General features: G+C 58.6%; 16 protein-coding genes. 9 read left to right on the forward strand and 7 right to left on the reverse strand.

What is annotated here, in order from left to right; all coding sequences use genetic code 11:
* Nucleotides 1-131: 131 nt before the first annotated feature.
* Both FTW19_RS20415 and FTW19_RS20420 read right to left on the reverse strand, forming a co-directional pair.
* Complete coding sequence (locus tag FTW19_RS20415; RefSeq protein ID WP_147649408.1) at nucleotides 132-866, reverse strand: PIG-L deacetylase family protein; 735 nt, start codon at nucleotides 864-866, stop codon at nucleotides 132-134.
* Nucleotides 857-1,579, reverse strand: coding sequence for a ribonuclease HII (locus tag FTW19_RS20420; protein WP_246153773.1), 723 nt, complete (start codon nucleotides 1,577-1,579; stop codon nucleotides 857-859). Before FTW19_RS20420 ends, FTW19_RS20415 begins: the two co-directional genes overlap by 10 nt.
* Nucleotides 1,580-1,810: 231 nt before the next feature.
* Between FTW19_RS20420 and FTW19_RS20425 the strand changes: the two genes are divergently transcribed.
* Complete coding sequence (locus FTW19_RS20425; protein WP_147649410.1) at nucleotides 1,811-2,770, forward strand: hypothetical protein; 960 nt, start codon at nucleotides 1,811-1,813, stop codon at nucleotides 2,768-2,770.
* 67 nt (nucleotides 2,771-2,837) lie between these two features.
* Here the strand turns inward: FTW19_RS20425 and rplS are convergent, their stop codons facing one another.
* Both rplS and FTW19_RS20435 read right to left on the reverse strand, forming a co-directional pair.
* On the reverse strand, nucleotides 2,838-3,191 hold the full coding sequence (gene rplS / locus FTW19_RS20430; protein ID WP_147649411.1) for a 50S ribosomal protein L19: 354 nt from the start codon (nucleotides 3,189-3,191) through the stop codon (nucleotides 2,838-2,840).
* A gap of 86 nt (nucleotides 3,192-3,277) precedes the next feature.
* Entirely contained in the window at nucleotides 3,278-4,387 is a 1,110-nt protein-coding gene (locus FTW19_RS20435; protein WP_246153419.1) for an SDR family NAD(P)-dependent oxidoreductase, read from the reverse strand.
* 92 nt (nucleotides 4,388-4,479) lie between these two features.
* On the opposite strand from FTW19_RS20435, the gene FTW19_RS20440 reads away from it, so the two are divergent.
* From FTW19_RS20440 to FTW19_RS20450, 3 genes are all read left to right on the forward strand, one after another.
* The gene (locus FTW19_RS20440; protein WP_147649412.1) at nucleotides 4,480-4,863 is read left to right on the forward strand and encodes a MerR family transcriptional regulator; all 384 of its coding nucleotides are present in this window, start codon (nucleotides 4,480-4,482) and stop codon (nucleotides 4,861-4,863) included.
* Nucleotides 4,863-6,053, forward strand: a complete 1,191-nt coding sequence (locus FTW19_RS20445) for a glycosyltransferase (RefSeq protein WP_246153420.1) — start codon at nucleotides 4,863-4,865, stop codon at nucleotides 6,051-6,053. The genes FTW19_RS20440 and FTW19_RS20445 overlap by 1 nt, the downstream gene beginning before the upstream one ends.
* A 287-nt stretch (nucleotides 6,054-6,340) precedes the next feature.
* On the forward strand, nucleotides 6,341-7,261 hold the full coding sequence (locus tag FTW19_RS20450) for a metallophosphoesterase family protein (RefSeq protein WP_147649413.1): 921 nt from the start codon (nucleotides 6,341-6,343) through the stop codon (nucleotides 7,259-7,261).
* A gap of 698 nt (nucleotides 7,262-7,959) precedes the next feature.
* Here the strand turns inward: FTW19_RS20450 and FTW19_RS20460 are convergent.
* Nucleotides 7,960-8,790, reverse strand: a complete 831-nt coding sequence (locus tag FTW19_RS20460; protein WP_147649414.1) for a DNA-methyltransferase — start codon at nucleotides 8,788-8,790, stop codon at nucleotides 7,960-7,962.
* A 74-nt stretch (nucleotides 8,791-8,864) separates the two neighbouring features.
* Here FTW19_RS20460 and FTW19_RS20465 point away from each other — a divergent pair, with 74 nt between their 5' ends.
* The 5 genes from FTW19_RS20465 (at nucleotide 8,865) to FTW19_RS20485 (ending at nucleotide 12,659) form a co-directional block, all read left to right on the forward strand.
* On the forward strand, nucleotides 8,865-9,641 hold the full coding sequence (locus tag FTW19_RS20465; RefSeq protein WP_147649415.1) for a PP2C family protein-serine/threonine phosphatase: 777 nt from the start codon (nucleotides 8,865-8,867) through the stop codon (nucleotides 9,639-9,641).
* A 27-nt stretch (nucleotides 9,642-9,668) separates the two neighbouring features.
* Nucleotides 9,669-10,127, forward strand: a complete 459-nt coding sequence (locus tag FTW19_RS20470; protein ID WP_147649416.1) for a MaoC family dehydratase — start codon at nucleotides 9,669-9,671, stop codon at nucleotides 10,125-10,127.
* A gap of 61 nt (nucleotides 10,128-10,188) precedes the next feature.
* Complete coding sequence (locus tag FTW19_RS20475) at nucleotides 10,189-11,148, forward strand: MBL fold metallo-hydrolase (RefSeq protein WP_147649417.1); 960 nt, start codon at nucleotides 10,189-10,191, stop codon at nucleotides 11,146-11,148.
* A 106-nt stretch (nucleotides 11,149-11,254) separates the two neighbouring features.
* Nucleotides 11,255-11,698, forward strand: coding sequence for a hypothetical protein (locus tag FTW19_RS20480; protein WP_147649418.1), 444 nt, complete (start codon nucleotides 11,255-11,257; stop codon nucleotides 11,696-11,698).
* Between the two features lie 127 nt (nucleotides 11,699-11,825).
* Entirely contained in the window at nucleotides 11,826-12,659 is an 834-nt protein-coding gene (locus tag FTW19_RS20485) for a rhomboid family intramembrane serine protease (RefSeq protein WP_246153421.1), read from the forward strand.
* A 226-nt stretch (nucleotides 12,660-12,885) separates the two neighbouring features.
* Here FTW19_RS20485 and FTW19_RS20490 read toward each other — a convergent pair whose 3' ends face one another.
* Nucleotides 12,886-13,359: a lasso peptide biosynthesis B2 protein gene (locus FTW19_RS20490; RefSeq protein WP_147649419.1), complete on the reverse strand. Its 474-nt coding sequence runs from the start codon at nucleotides 13,357-13,359 to the stop codon at nucleotides 12,886-12,888.
* The gene (locus FTW19_RS25905; protein ID WP_187143078.1) at nucleotides 13,356-13,652 is read right to left on the reverse strand and encodes a PqqD family protein; all 297 of its coding nucleotides are present in this window, start codon (nucleotides 13,650-13,652) and stop codon (nucleotides 13,356-13,358) included. The genes FTW19_RS20490 and FTW19_RS25905 overlap by 4 nt, the downstream gene beginning before the upstream one ends.
* Nucleotides 13,653-13,660: the final 8 nt, after the last annotated feature.

A 13,660-nucleotide genomic window follows, 5' to 3' on the forward strand; every position in this document is an offset into this window, starting at 1 on the left:
GCGCGAAGCGCGATACCCCACGCTAGGCCAAAGCGAACAAGTTCGCCGGGGACCCCACCGTTTCGCCGCTGGCGAAAGGGTGGGGCAACGAGGGTTGTGTCTCAACCGAATTTGCCGATGTGCCCTGAGGGTTATTCGCGGATGCCGTCGAACATGTCGTGCGTCATTGCGGCGGGCTGCGGCGTCGCGGCGGAGATCAGCGTGTAGAACTCCTGCTGTCCAAACTTATCCAGGTACGGCCGTACACTCTCCAGCACCGGTAACTGCGAAGCGTGTTTCTCAAAGGCCTCGATACGCACCGGCAGTACCTCCGCCGTATCCAACACACAGCTCCACGGAGCCGGCATCAATGGCTCGCGCTCCTCAAGCGTGAAGTTGGTGGTGATGTGATAGAGCCGCTGCGCGAGATGGGGCTCGAGATCGAGTTCCGGATAGCGCTTTGCGCGTCCTGCCCAGTGATAGGCTGCCGAAGTAATCGCCGAAACCATCGTGTGATCCGGATGAACATTCAATCCGCCGTCCAGACCGAAGGTGACGACTACATGCGGACGAAAGCTCCGCATGCGCTGCACCAGCTTTCTGCCGGCCTCATGCATATTGGCATGTACAAGCTGCGCGTCATGATAGTCCAGCAGCTCATAGTGCTGAATGCCCAGAACCTCGCAGCTTGCCGCAAACTCTTCACGGCGGATGCGGCCGAGGTCCTTGCCATCGGTGGAGACTCCGCGGTTGGTCGCTGCCTGTCCATCGGTGAGACAGATACAGCTCACTTCAACTCCGTGCCGTGTGGCCAGCGCAATCGCGCCTCCAAAGGCAAAGCACTCGTCGTCAGGATGTGCGACGACGACCATCATCCTCAATCCCATGCTGCGTTTTCTCCAGTGGCGCTCTCGCTGAGCACCTCTTCGTCAAAGGGTAGATCGTCCATCTCCAACGCTGCTTCCAGCGCCGCATCCGGATCGACCCCAGCTACCGGCGCAAAGCTCCGCCGGTGCAGCGGCGTTGGCCCCAACTCTTTCAAAGCTCTTCTGTGAGCCGGTGTCGCGTATCCCTTGTGCGATGCCATTCCATACCCGGGATGAAGCTCATCGGCAGCACGCATCAGCGCATCTCGGTGAACCTTCGCCACCACGGATGCCGCTGCAATCGAGAGCGACAGCGAATCGCCGTAGATCAGTTTTGTCTGCGGACAAGGATGGTCGATGCGCATGGCGTCGATCAGCAGATGATCCGGCGCCAGAGAGAGTCCCGCGACTGCGTTTAACATCGCCAACCGCGACGCCTGGTAGATGTTGATGCGATCGATAGTCTCGGCGTCGACCTCGGCGACACAAACGGCCAGAGCCATGGCCCGCACCTGCAAGTCCAGCCGCTCGCGATCTTCGCGCTCCATCTGCTTGGAGTCCTTCAGGCCGGCCTCGGCCAGCTCGGCACACGCTTCCGGCAGAATGACGGCGGCTGCGACTACAGGGCCGTAGAGAGCTCCCCGGCCAACCTCATCCACGCCCGCAATCATCCGGTACCCGCGGTAACGCAGCGCCTGCTCTGGAGCGTCGGAGCACACGAGCTGACGTAGCATCATCTGTTTGGCTGTCGAGGGAGCCAGCTCCTTCCCCGTACGGGCGGAGACGGCTTTGGGACGGGAGAAACGCATGGCGCTGTCTTTCAGTGTATCGCCTGAATTTCCTCATGACTGCGAGCCTGACATAAGATATGCTTCCACCGAAGCAGCCTCCCTAAGAGAAGCAATCAAAAGCAGGTAAAATCCCATGACGCGGAACAGCAGGGCATGGAGGAGCGTGGCATATCTATGTCTATGAAGCGGATCTTCACTCTCATCGTGTGCGTCTCCACCCTGGCTGCGGCGCAGGATGCCGCCAAACCTGCGGACCAGGCTCCGCCCCCGGCCGCGTCGCAGAAAGAGCAGAAGGAACAGAAGGATCAGAGCGTAGGCACGCTGCGCGGTATCTTCGGCAAGAAAGGCAAGCCGGTAGTCAATCCGGAAGAAGAGGCCAAGCGCAAGGCTGAGATCCAGAGCCAGATCGATGCACTTCCCAAGCAGGGCGCCCCGATGCTCGATGAGGCCGGCAAGCAGATGCTCGACCCCGATGCCAGGCCGATGTTCAACCCGGCGCCAAAGCCTCTGCGCGACAAGCACGGCGAGCCCAGGTTGGACGAACACGGCAAGCTACTTCTGCAGACCAAGGACAATCTCGGCTACGACGAGCACGGGAAGAAGCTGAAAGCGGTCAAAGAGAAAGAACCGAAGAAGGTGCCGGTCACCATCGAACAGGGCACACTCACCGTGGATGGGTGGACCGGCAAAGCGCGGCTGAATTACGACATTGCCGACCTGAAGTATCTCTACATCTATGCCCCGGGCATCGGCAACACCGTCATCTCCGGAGCGCCATTCGAAGGCGCAATCGAACAGAAGAACGCCTTCGACGGCAAGACGCTCACGGTCTCGGTCAGCGAGCACACGCTGCAGCTCGCCAGCGAAAAGCCGCTGCTGCACCAGAAGCATCCCGCTTCGGCGTATGTCCGCGTCGACCGGGAGTACACCATGAGCTCGCGCTTCCCGGTCATGGGATACGGCACACTTCGGCGTCCGCCCTATGCCTGGCCGGGAGCGAAGGCAGTCTCTACCACCGCCCCTGATCTGCCCAAAGAGGTCAAACCCACGCTGGCTGCACCGAAGCCGGTAGCTGTTCCGCCGCCTGCTCCCACCGCCAAACCTTCGGGGCCCGGCACAGATAGCAAGAGGTAACAGAAACACGAAAAAGCCGGCCAAAGGGCCGGCTTTTTGCGTCAGAAAAATTGACGCCGTAGACGCGCTAGGCGCGCTCGACTTCCTTCAGGCGGGCAGCCTTGCCACGCAGACCGCGCAGATAGAACAGCTTGGCGCGGCGAACCTGGTAGGAACGAACCTTTTCGACCTTGTCGACAACCTTGGAGTTGTACGGGAAGATGCGCTCAACACCCTGTCCGAAGCTCATCTTACGGACGGTGAAGCTGCCCTGTGGGCCCTGCTTGGTGGCGATCACAATGCCTTCAAACGCCTGGAGACGCTCTTTGTCGCCCTCTTTGATCTTAACCTGCACGCGCACGGTGTCTCCGGGGCCGAACTTCGGGAGATCGGTCCGCTGAAGCTTAGCGGCAAGTTTCTGCATGATGGGGTTGATTGACATGACACACTTTTCCTTCGAAGAGTCGAAGCCTCAGTTTACAGGAAAATCATGCAGATTGGAACCACACTGAGCACTATTGCCAACGGTTATTGCTCAGCGGTCTGATTGTTTTCGCGCTGGAGATGCTCGTTCCAGGCGGCAATCGGCTTGAACTCCGGCTGTGGAAGCTCGCTGCCCTGCACCACCGGTGCATGCTTCGTCGCTGCCGGCGCCTCGGGCAGGAACCAGGCGTTCAGGATTCCTGCTACCGCCTGCGTGGTCTCTGGCGCAAGACCGTGGATGCGAGCTGCCAGCCACGCCTGCGGCGTGATAAACAGCTCTGCCTTCCGCGCCGCCACCGCATTGAAGATGCGGTTGGCAGCGCGCTTGGTGCTGGCGGAGAGCCCTGGCAGCATCGCCGCCATGGCAAACCACTGGTACTCCTTCTCCGGCTGCCCGCGGAACTCCGCCTTGACGTGTGATCCGGTCCGCAGCAGCCCCGGACACACCGTGGTGACATGAATCCCCTTCGACTTCAGCTCCACATGCAGCCCCTCGGAGAACCCGGTCAACGCAAACTTCGACGCCGTGTACGGCAGCATGTGCGGTATGGCAAGCTTGCCCCCGATAGACGCAATATTCACAATCGTGCCAGAACGGCGAACCAGCATCTGCGGCAGCACCGCATGCACGGTGTTCAACGCCGAGAAGAAGTTCACCCGCATAGCCTCGTCGAAGGCGGCAAGGGGCTGCTCCTCCACCGGGCCGACCTGGATGATGCCGGCGTTGTTGATCAGCACATCCACGCGCCCGAAGTGGGTGGTCGCGCGCCGGATCAGATCGGCCGCCTCGGCCTCATCACTCAGATCGCACGGCACCAGCAGCACGTCCTCCGCGTAACGGACAGCGGCGCGGTCCAGCAGCAGTTGCCGGGCCCGCAGCAGTTCCTCGGGATCGCGCGCGGCCAGCACCAGCGATGCTCCGCCACGGGCAAAGCGCTGCGCCAGGGCAAGGCCCAGGCCGCGAGATCCACCGGCGATCACGACAACCTTGTTTTGCACAGCTTTACGACGTTTGCTCGCCACATAAACCGCGCCGGCCGTAACGGCCATACCTGCAGCGCCCAGCAACACCTGGGCCGCCGGATTCGTTGCTGTCGCCGCCCGATAGAGCTTGCGCAGCGCCATCCGCTTGCCAATCTTGAAGAGAAATCCCATAACTATCCGTTCAGATGGCCGTCCACTTCAGCCGGTTGCTGCAACATATCCTTTCGAACCACAAACCGCGTCGAATACTATGGGAGTAGTTTATGGCGACCAAGCGTAAGTCGAAGGGAGCATACATGATCTCGGCCGTGGCCGAGATGTATGACATTCACCCGCAGACGCTTCGCTTATACGAGCGCGAAGGCCTTCTGCGGCCCTCCCGTTCTGAAGGCAACACTCGTCTCTACACCGACGAAGACCTGGAGCGCCTGGAGTTCATCCTCAACCTTGCCCGAGACCTTGGTGTGAATATCGCAGGCATCGCGATCGTGCTGCAGATGCGCGAACGCATGGAAGAGATGAACCGGCAGATGCAGCACTTTGTCGAGTACGTCCGCACCGAGATGATCACCCGCATCCACCAGGCACAGCAGCCGCAGGGTCCGGGGCTCGTGCCTTTCAAGCGACCAGTGGGGCCGAAGAAATAGTGAGTTTGACACTCTGCGGGTGGGCTCTCCGGGGCCTGCTCTCTGTTGCAAGTCTGGGCACAGTTACGTCTGCCATCTATACCGGCATGGTGATTGTGGCTGCACTGAAATACCGGAGGCGCAAAAAGGCCGCTGAGCGGATGCCTGCCGACTTTGCCCCTCCCGTCAGCGTCTGCAAGCCGCTGCATGGCGATGAGCCCGGCCTCGAGCGGAACCTCGTCTCCTTCTTCGAGCAGCAGTATCCGGGCGAGTGGGAGATGATCTTCATCGCCCGTCACTCCAACGATGCCGGCCTGCAACTGGCACAACAGGTAGGACAGCGGTATCCGCAGGTCAACGCACGCTACCTGACCTGCGGCGAGCCGAAGTATCCCAACGCAAAGATGTACTCGCTCGGCGTGCTTGCTGAAGCTGCCAGGCACGAGACGCTGGTGACCAGCGACGCAGACGCGCGCGTTGTTCCGGACTATCTGCTGCGCTGCGTACAGGACCTGAAAGACGGCACCGCGCTCTCCTCCTGCCTCTACCGCGGAACTGTCGATGAACCCGGCATTGCCACCGCTCTTGATGCCATGGGCAAAACCGTGGAGATGTGCGCCGGGGTTCTGGTGGCCACCATGGTAGAAGGGGGCACAAAGTTCTCGCTTGGCGTAACCATGATTCTGCGCCGCGATGCCTTCGACCATGCCGGGGGGTACGAAGACCTGGGCCAATACCATGCTGAAGATTTCATCCTCGGCAATCGTCTGGCCGAGCAGGGTAAACGGGTAATCATGTCCCCGCACATCATCGACCTGACCGTGCCGAAGACCACGCTGGTGCTCAGCTTCCGCAATCAGCTTCGCTGGATGCAGAGCACGCGCCGCTCGCGGCCCGCGGGACACCTTGGCACCGGTCTCACATTTGCCCTGCCCTTTGGTGTGCTCGGCCTGCTGTGGGGCCTGCTCGCAGGTCATCCGCTGTTCGGTTTTGGATTCCTTGCTGCTGCCTGCGCAAACCGTATGGTGCAGGCTTTGACGATGCTGAGGATACTGGACGATCCGAACTGGGCGCGCTACACGCTGCTGTATCCGCTGCGCGATCTGATGGGTTCCATCATCTGGCTCTGCTCTTATCTGCCGGGAGAGATGTACTACCACGGTGGGCTGTATGAGCTGACTCCTGATGGTAAGTTGAGGCGGCGTAAGTAAAAAAATATGCCCCCAGCGGCTGAAGCCGCAGTCTTTGTGGAGCTTCCGTACGGGACGGCTGGAAGCCGTCCCCTTAAGCAAGGCATTCGCACCTGCGGTGCGAAATGGTTGCGATACGCGCAACGGCTTGTTGTGCAATGCGGCGAAGCCCTCTCTGCAGGCTGGCGTTCTCTATCAACTTCGCCGGATGGTTTGCTTAGGCACGGCTTCCAGCCCTGCCCTACCGACGCTGAAGGACATGCAGCTCATTCATCGTTTCTTTACATCCGTCGGCTACCGTTTTTGCCATGCATCGCAGAGACTTTCTTACGCTTGCCGGTACCGCCGGAGCCGCACTTGCGCTCGGTGTCGACGCTCCGTCCGCCCACGCTCAGCAGCAGGACTTCACCTTCCTCTTCCTGACCGACACCCACATTCAGCCGGAGCTCGATGCTGCCAAGGGCTGCGATATGGCGTTCAAGAAGATGCGGACCGTCAAGGCTGACTTCGCCATCCAGGGTGGCGATCATGTCTTCGACTCCCTGGAGGTTCCAACCTCGCGTGCGCTCAGCCTCTTCGATCTCTACAACAAGACCGAGCAGGACCTTGGCCTGAAGGTGCACCATGCCATCGGCAACCACGATGTGCTGGGCATCTATCCCAAGAGCGGCGTCTCCCCTACCGATCCGCTCTATGGCAAGAAGACCTTTGAAGACCGCATGGGTGCTCGCTACCGCTCCTTCGATCACAAGGGCATTCACTTCGTCATTCTGGACTCGATCTTTATCACCAGCGACCGCGCCTATGAAGGCCGCATTGAAGCAGATCAGCTAAGCTGGCTGGACGCCGATCTGAAGAAAGTCCCTGCCGGAACTCCGGTCATCGTGACCAGCCACATTCCAATCATCTCGGCCTATGAGCAGTACCTCCCGCCTCCGGCTAAGCCTTCAGCGCATCATGGATTGACGGTGGCGAACTCGGCAGAGGTGATCAAGACCTTCGAAGGGCACAACGTTCTGGCCGTGCTGCAGGGCCATACACACGTCAACGAGGTCGTTACCTGGAAGGGCGTGCAGTACATCACCTCCGGCGCTGTGAGCGGCAACTGGTGGAAGGGTACGCACATGGGATCGCCCGAGGGCTACACCGATGTGTCCGTCTCCAACGGCAAGCTCTCGACACGGTATGAGACCTATGGCTTCCGGGCTACGGTGCGGGAAGACAGCTAAAAGGTAGTTGCTGGCTGCTGGTTCCTGGTTGCTAGTTGGAAGAACCCGACGGGAAATTGAATAAGGGAATGATTGAATAAGGGAATGATTGAATAAGGGAATGATTGAATAAGGGAATGATTGAATAAGGGAATGATTGAATAAGGGAATGATTGAATAAGGGAATGATTGAATAAGGGAATGATTGAATAAGGGAATGATTGAATAAGGGAATGATTGAATAAGGGAATGATTGAATAAGGGAATGATTGAATAAGGGAATGATTGAATAAGGGAATGATTGAATAAGGGAATGATTGAATAAGGGAATGATTGAATAAGGGAATGATTGAATAAGGGAATGATTGAATAAGGGAATGATTGAATAAGGGAATGATTGAATAAGGGAATGATTGAATAAGGGAATGATTGAATAAGGGAATGATTGAATAAGGGAATGATTGAATAAGGGAATGATTGAATAAGGGAATGATTGAATAAGGGAATGATTGAATAAGGGAATGATTGAATAAGGGAATGATTGAATAAGGGAATGATTGAATAAGGGAATGATTGAATAAGGGAATGATTGAATAAGGGAATGATTGAATAAGGGAATGATTGAATAAGGGAATGATTGAATAAGGGAATGATTGAATAAGGGAATGATTGAATAAGGGAATGATTGAATAAGGGGCGCGGTGATGACCGCGCCCTTTCTACTTCTTTTTCCTGGTCCATTTCGCCAGGCGTTTGCGCATGATGGCGACAGCTTCTTTGCTTGAGTCCATCAGGAGGAAGTCGCGGCCGTTGCGGACGGCGGCCTCTCCGGTTGTTCCTGAACCGGCGAAGAAGTCCAGCACTAGATCGCCGGGATTGGAGTGCACCTTCACGATGCGCTCCAGCACGCCCAGCGGCTTCTGCGTCGGGTAGCCGGTCTTCTCCTTCCCTGTGGGCGAGACGATGGTGTGCCACCAGACATCGGTCGGCGTCTTTCCCTTTGCCGCTTTCTGCTCTCCAACCAGCTTCGGAGCCATGTAGGGGATGCGGTCGCACTCGTCGAGATGGAAGGTAAAATTCGCGGGATCCTTCGTGTACCAAAGGATGTTGTCGTGCTTGGCAGGCCAGCGTGACTTCGACCGGGCGCCGTAGTCGTATGCCCAGATGATCTCGTTCTGGAAGCATTCACGGCCGAAGATACCGTCGAGCATCACCTTGGCGTAGTGCACCTCGCGCGGGTCCAGGTGGAGAAAGAACGATCCTGCCGGTGAAAGCACACGGTAGGCCTCTTGCAGGCGGGGCTGCAGAAAGCCGAGAAAGTCGTCGAAGATATCGTGATAGCCCGCCGGGCCATCCAGTTTTTCCGTGCGATACCGTTTCCCAGCAAATCCACTTCGGTCTCCATGGACCTCATCGCGGATGGTGCGGATGCGCTGCCGCTTCTGGATGCGGCCTGTATTGAACGGCGGATCGATGTAGATCAGCGGAACAGAGCCGGTAGCTAGCTTCTTGAGTCTGGAGAGATTGTCACCGAGCAGAATTCGTCCCACAGTGACTTTGAGGCTAACCGATGCGCTGAAAAATGCAATCGTCCTTTCACGGAAGCGTGTATCGTCGGTGGTGGATGGAAGCCCGTCGGGATCTGAAGCTTGAGCACGCCATGCTGTCGGACGTCGGCCGTGTCCGCAAAGGCAACGAGGACGCCTGCGGCGCCGATGCAAAGGCCGGGCTCTTCGTGGTCTGTGACGGCATGGGTGGAGCTGCCGCCGGTGAGATTGCCAGCCATCTTGCCGTGGAGACTTTTCTGAAGGAGTTCGGCGCACGCAAAGCTGCAAAACGTCGTACCTCTCCGGCTCAACTTCTTGACGATGCCGTTGCCGCAGCCAACAAAGCCGTCATCACCAAGGCAAAGACCTCGCCCGACCTGCGTGGTATGGGCACAACCCTGGTCTCGTTGCTGGTGCAGCGCAGCGAGGAAGGCCATGAGGCCCCATTTGAAGTATGGACGGCACATGCTGGCGACTCGCGATGCTACCGTCTGCGCAAGGGTGAGCTGCACCGCCTGACCCAGGATCACTCCCTGGTCGAAGAACAGCTCCGCGCCGGTCTTATCACACCGGAGGAGGCCGAGTTCTCTCCCATCCGCAATGTCATCACACGTGCCGTCGGCTCTCAGAGCGACGTCGATACCGAGGTCCACTGCGATGATGCACTGCCCGGTGACTTATATCTGCTGTGCTCTGACGGCCTGACCCGCGATCTGTCAGACAGCGATCTGGCACGGCATCTGCGGGCCGCGGGCGACGATCTGGAGCTGGTCTGCCGTTCGATGATCGGAGAGGCCAACGTGATGGGCGGCGCCGATAACATCACTTGCCTGCTTGTCCGTATCCCGCTTTGATAGACTTCGCTCAACAACGAGGAGCGTATGGGGAACGAGCTTTACTTTGAAGATTTTCACCTGGGGCAGAAGTTTCAATCGCACGGCAGCGTGAAGGTGACCGCGGCGGATATCAAAGAGTTCGGCGAAAAATACGACCCTCAGCCCTTTCACCTGGACGAAACGGCGGGAGAGAACTCCTTCTTCGGAGGCCTGGCAGCCTCCGGCTGGCTCACCGCAGCCATCGTTATGCGCATGCGCGTGGAAACCATTCGGGTTGCAGGCGGCATGATCGGCGCCGGCGTGGAAGAGATCCGCTGGACCAAGCCGGTACGTCCCGGCGACTCCCTGCATACGGATACCGAAGTCGTCGGTGTGCGGCAGTCCAACAAGCGGCCGAACTTTGGCGTGGTAACCATCCAGACCCTTACCCTGAACCAGCGGGAAGAGATCGTGATGCGCAGCCGGGTCAACTTCCTGGCGCCGCTTCGCTCGGCAAAAAAGTAGCCGGGTATCAAACCAAATAACCCCCTCCGTTTGCACAGCGGAGGGGCGTATCGTTAACGTCATGCGAATGACGGTGCTGGCTTCGGGTTCCAAGGGCAACAGCACCGTGGTCTCCTCCCGCTCGACCCGCATCCTGGTCGATGCCGGCCTTAGCTGCCGCGAACTGATGAAACGCATGCGGGCAGCCGGTGAAGATCCGCAGGCACTGGACGCAATCCTGATCACTCACGAACACCAGGACCATGTGAACGGCCTCCCGGTGATGGCACGCAAGCTGGGTATTCCCGTTTACTTTACTGAGCAGACCCACCGTGCCTGGGTGCGCCAGATGTCTCCGCAGCGCCGCATGACCTATGCCCAATGGCTGGCCCAACGCGAGCAGGAGATGGAAGTTGTCTATGGGAAGGGCCCGGACAACGCCGCTTCCTCCGGAGAATCTGCAGCCGTAGAAATACAGGCGGAAGCCGAGGAAGATGAAATCGAGAACGACGCGGACTCCCCAAAAGCCGATCCGGCGCGTCTGCCGTCCGTAGGCTATTTTGCCGCCGGGCAGCACTTCGCCATCGGCGATATCGACGTCACCCCATTCACCATTCCCCACGATGCCGCCGACCCCTGCGGTTTTGTCTTTGAGGCGGATGGCTGCCGCATCGCCATTGCCACTGACCTGGGCTATATGCCCCCTAACGTCAAGCAGTCCGTCAGAAGGTGTGATGTCCTGATGCTTGAGTCCAATCACGATCCTGAGATGCTCCGCGACGGACCCTACCCCTGGAGCGTCAAGCAAAGGGTTATGTCGCGGGTCGGGCACCTCTCCAACCATGCCGCTGCCGACTTTCTCGGCAAGGATTACGATGGCGGAGCGCAGTTCGTTATTCTGGCGCATCTCTCTGAAAGCAATAACCTTCCGGAGCTGGCACAAATCGCTGCCGAGGAAGCCCTGAACGGAAAAATGAGTCTTTTGGGCAATAAAGTCCTGCTTGCACGCCAGGATCTGCCCCTGGAACCGATCTCTCTGTAAGACGCTGAAACAGAGAATCTTTTTAGATCGGAAGAAAGTCAAATCTTTGTAAAATGGAATTCACATTCCCCATGAACACTATGGTTTTGTGCCGGGAAGGAGCTGCATGCGCACATCGGAATGCACGGATCAGGTAGTTGGCGATATTCTCTCCGGATGGCGGTATGACATCTCGGGCTTAACCCCGGAGATGCGGGTCGATTATGAGCGCCATCTGGCAGCATGCGACCATTGCCGCAGCCGTCAGCAACTGCATCGTACCGTCGACGTCTCTCTGATCGTTGTCAGCACGCTTTCAGTACTTGCCTTCATCATTGCGGTCGCGATCCTTCACCGTTACGCCGGCCTGTCCCAGGTTGCCCTGGCGCACCTGCACCTGCGGCGTGTGGAGTGGGCTTTGACGATGAAGGATGCCGCCGTAGCCGGCCTTCTGTTTTCCACGATCGCCTGGGTTCTGGTCGCCGTTGCGACCCCCGCTCCCAAGGTGTTGAACGGAATGCTGCAGGAGCGTATCTCTGACGACGGGCGGGAACGCTACAAGCGCGCCTGAGCTCGCTCCTCTAAACTATTCAAAGCCCCGGCAATGTCCGGGGCTTTGCTGTTTTAGCGGCACCCGTCTTGGACGGGACGGCATCAAACCCGCAAAGTGCTACCCTGAAGGAAGCAAGACCCATTTGATGGACCCCGCCGAACAATCCCCCCTTTCTGCACCGCAGCCTGATGTTCTGCCGCCCGAGCCCGGGCCGCAGCCGCAGGAGAACCGCTCCGGCTGGCGTTTTCTCGCCGCCCCGGCGACTTATACCCTGCTCGGCGTCAACTGCGCTGTCTTTTTATGGATGGTGCTGCATGGGGTTTCGCTGACACTGCCCTCTCCCCAGGATCTGCAGCATTATGGAGCCAACATCACTGCACTGGTCCTGGAGGGACAATGGTGGCGCCTGTTGACGGCAATGTTCGTCCACGTTGGCATCCTCCATCTAGCCACCAACATGTGGTGCCTGTGGAATCTGGGGCTCCTGGGAGAACCTCTTCTGGGCCGCCGCGGCATGTTTGCGGTCTACATCCTGACTGGCGCCGCAGGAAACCTGCTGAGCATGGCCTTCAACGTCATTCTCTGCGCCTGGGATCGCAACTGGTGCCCTCTTTACTTTTCGGCAGGCGCGGGAGCCTCCGGTGCGGTCTTCGGTCTGGCCGGAATCCTGATCGTGCTGCTCTCAAACCGCAGGCTTCCGATTCCGTGGCCGGAGCTCAAGAAGCTGCGTGGATCGGTGATCCAGTTCGCCATTCTGAACCTGGCTATCGGCGTGGCTACACTGTTCCGCGACACCGGCATTCACATCGACAACAGCGCCCACGTCGGCGGCTTTCTGTGTGGCCTGGCAATGGGTGTTCCCCTGCTGCCGTGCATGACTGCGGGCCGTGAAAAATACCTGACCCGCCAGACCGTCACCTTCCTGGCCGCCGCGCTTGGCCTGGCGCTGTTCGGGTATTGGATCGCCAATCTGCGCTAGAAATATTCGACCTATAGGGTTTTGTTTGTCATTTCGCAGCGTAGCGGAGAAATCTGCTTATTCTTCGCGATTTCACTGCGAAGAATAGGAGTATCGCGCTATGCGCGACCGCCTTTTCTCACCAACCCGGAAGGGTATCGGTAGAGGAGAAGAGTATCGGTAGAGAAGCAGATTTCTCCGCTACGCTCCGAAATGACAAAAAAGAAGTGTCATCAAACTCCCGGCCTCAGCGGAAGCTGGCGTGTGCGTTGAGGACACTTGCGCCGGTGTTCTTTCCCGCGTCCGGAAATACAGCGATCTGGGTATAACCCACAGCTTCGCGCACACCGACAACCGGGCGCCCTGAGGCCGTGACCCATACATGTGCCGCCAGATTTTCTTTGGGATTCACGCCATAGTGCAGGATCGATGCAATACCACGCCGGCGAAGCATCTGGTGCGCCGCGATGCCGCGATGGAAGCAGACCGAACGCCAGGGCAGGCGGATCGAGGTACGCTGCACCGCCCAGCTCACGCGTTTGATTTGCCGCAGCCTCTGCTCCTCGGCAAGCTCCCGGGCCCGCAGCCGGGGCTGCATGCAATGGCGGTAGAGTTTGCCGGGTAGCACATCGAGCACAAGCCACGACAGAAAGAGCCAGGCTGTCGCCTCGGCAGCAATGGGAAGCTCACGCCATAATCCGAATTTACCGCTCAGACTCATGACAGGCGGCGAATCAGGTTCTGCTCTCGCATCTTTTCCATCAGTGCGAGCACATCACGCTCCACCTCGGCCGCGTCGTGATGGTAGGTCTCGGCCAGCTCACGCACCATAACGCCGACCTCGGGTCCATGCTGCAGGCGCCGCCAGATGTCGCTGCCGATCGTGTCCAGGCCGTAATAGTGCCCTTTGGCAAGATTCATCAGAACGACGTTGCCGTCGACCTCGGATCCAATCTGCTCGTCGCTCCAGGCATAGCGGTCCTGGAGTCTGATCGGTTCGTGTACAGCTGGCATAACTCTTT

This window comes from Terriglobus albidus, from assembly GCF_008000815.1.
In the GTDB taxonomy this organism is placed as follows: Bacteria; Acidobacteriota; Terriglobia; order Terriglobales; family Acidobacteriaceae; genus Terriglobus; species Terriglobus albidus_A.

What these genes read in the sequence shown, in the direction of transcription:
- FTW19_RS20470 (WP_147649416.1), top strand. Translation starts at nt 9,669, where the DNA reads ATGGGGAACGAGCTTTACTTTGAAGATTTTCACCTGGGGCAGAAGTTT.
- FTW19_RS20480 (WP_147649418.1), top strand. Translation starts at nt 11,255, where the DNA reads ATGCGCACATCGGAATGCACGGATCAGGTAGTTGGCGATATTCTCTCC.
- FTW19_RS20485 (WP_246153421.1), top strand. Translation starts at nt 11,826, where the DNA reads ATGGACCCCGCCGAACAATCCCCCCTTTCTGCACCGCAGCCTGATGTT.
- FTW19_RS20450 (WP_147649413.1), top strand. Translation starts at nt 6,341, where the DNA reads ATGCATCGCAGAGACTTTCTTACGCTTGCCGGTACCGCCGGAGCCGCA.
- FTW19_RS20475 (WP_147649417.1), top strand. Translation starts at nt 10,189, where the DNA reads ATGCGAATGACGGTGCTGGCTTCGGGTTCCAAGGGCAACAGCACCGTG.
- FTW19_RS20435 (WP_246153419.1), bottom strand. Translation starts at nt 4,387, where the DNA reads ATGGGATTTCTCTTCAAGATTGGCAAGCGGATGGCGCTGCGCAAGCTC.
- FTW19_RS20465 (WP_147649415.1), top strand. Translation starts at nt 8,865, where the DNA reads ATGGAAGCCCGTCGGGATCTGAAGCTTGAGCACGCCATGCTGTCGGAC.
- FTW19_RS20420 (WP_246153773.1), bottom strand. Translation starts at nt 1,579, where the DNA reads ATGCTACGTCAGCTCGTGTGCTCCGACGCTCCAGAGCAGGCGCTGCGT.
- FTW19_RS20490 (WP_147649419.1), bottom strand. Translation starts at nt 13,359, where the DNA reads ATGAGTCTGAGCGGTAAATTCGGATTATGGCGTGAGCTTCCCATTGCT.
- FTW19_RS20415 (WP_147649408.1), bottom strand. Translation starts at nt 866, where the DNA reads ATGGGATTGAGGATGATGGTCGTCGTCGCACATCCTGACGACGAGTGC.
- FTW19_RS20440 (WP_147649412.1), top strand. Translation starts at nt 4,480, where the DNA reads ATGGCGACCAAGCGTAAGTCGAAGGGAGCATACATGATCTCGGCCGTG.
- FTW19_RS20425 (WP_147649410.1), top strand. Translation starts at nt 1,811, where the DNA reads ATGTCTATGAAGCGGATCTTCACTCTCATCGTGTGCGTCTCCACCCTG.
- FTW19_RS25905 (WP_187143078.1), bottom strand. Translation starts at nt 13,652, where the DNA reads ATGCCAGCTGTACACGAACCGATCAGACTCCAGGACCGCTATGCCTGG.
- rplS (WP_147649411.1), bottom strand. Translation starts at nt 3,191, where the DNA reads ATGTCAATCAACCCCATCATGCAGAAACTTGCCGCTAAGCTTCAGCGG.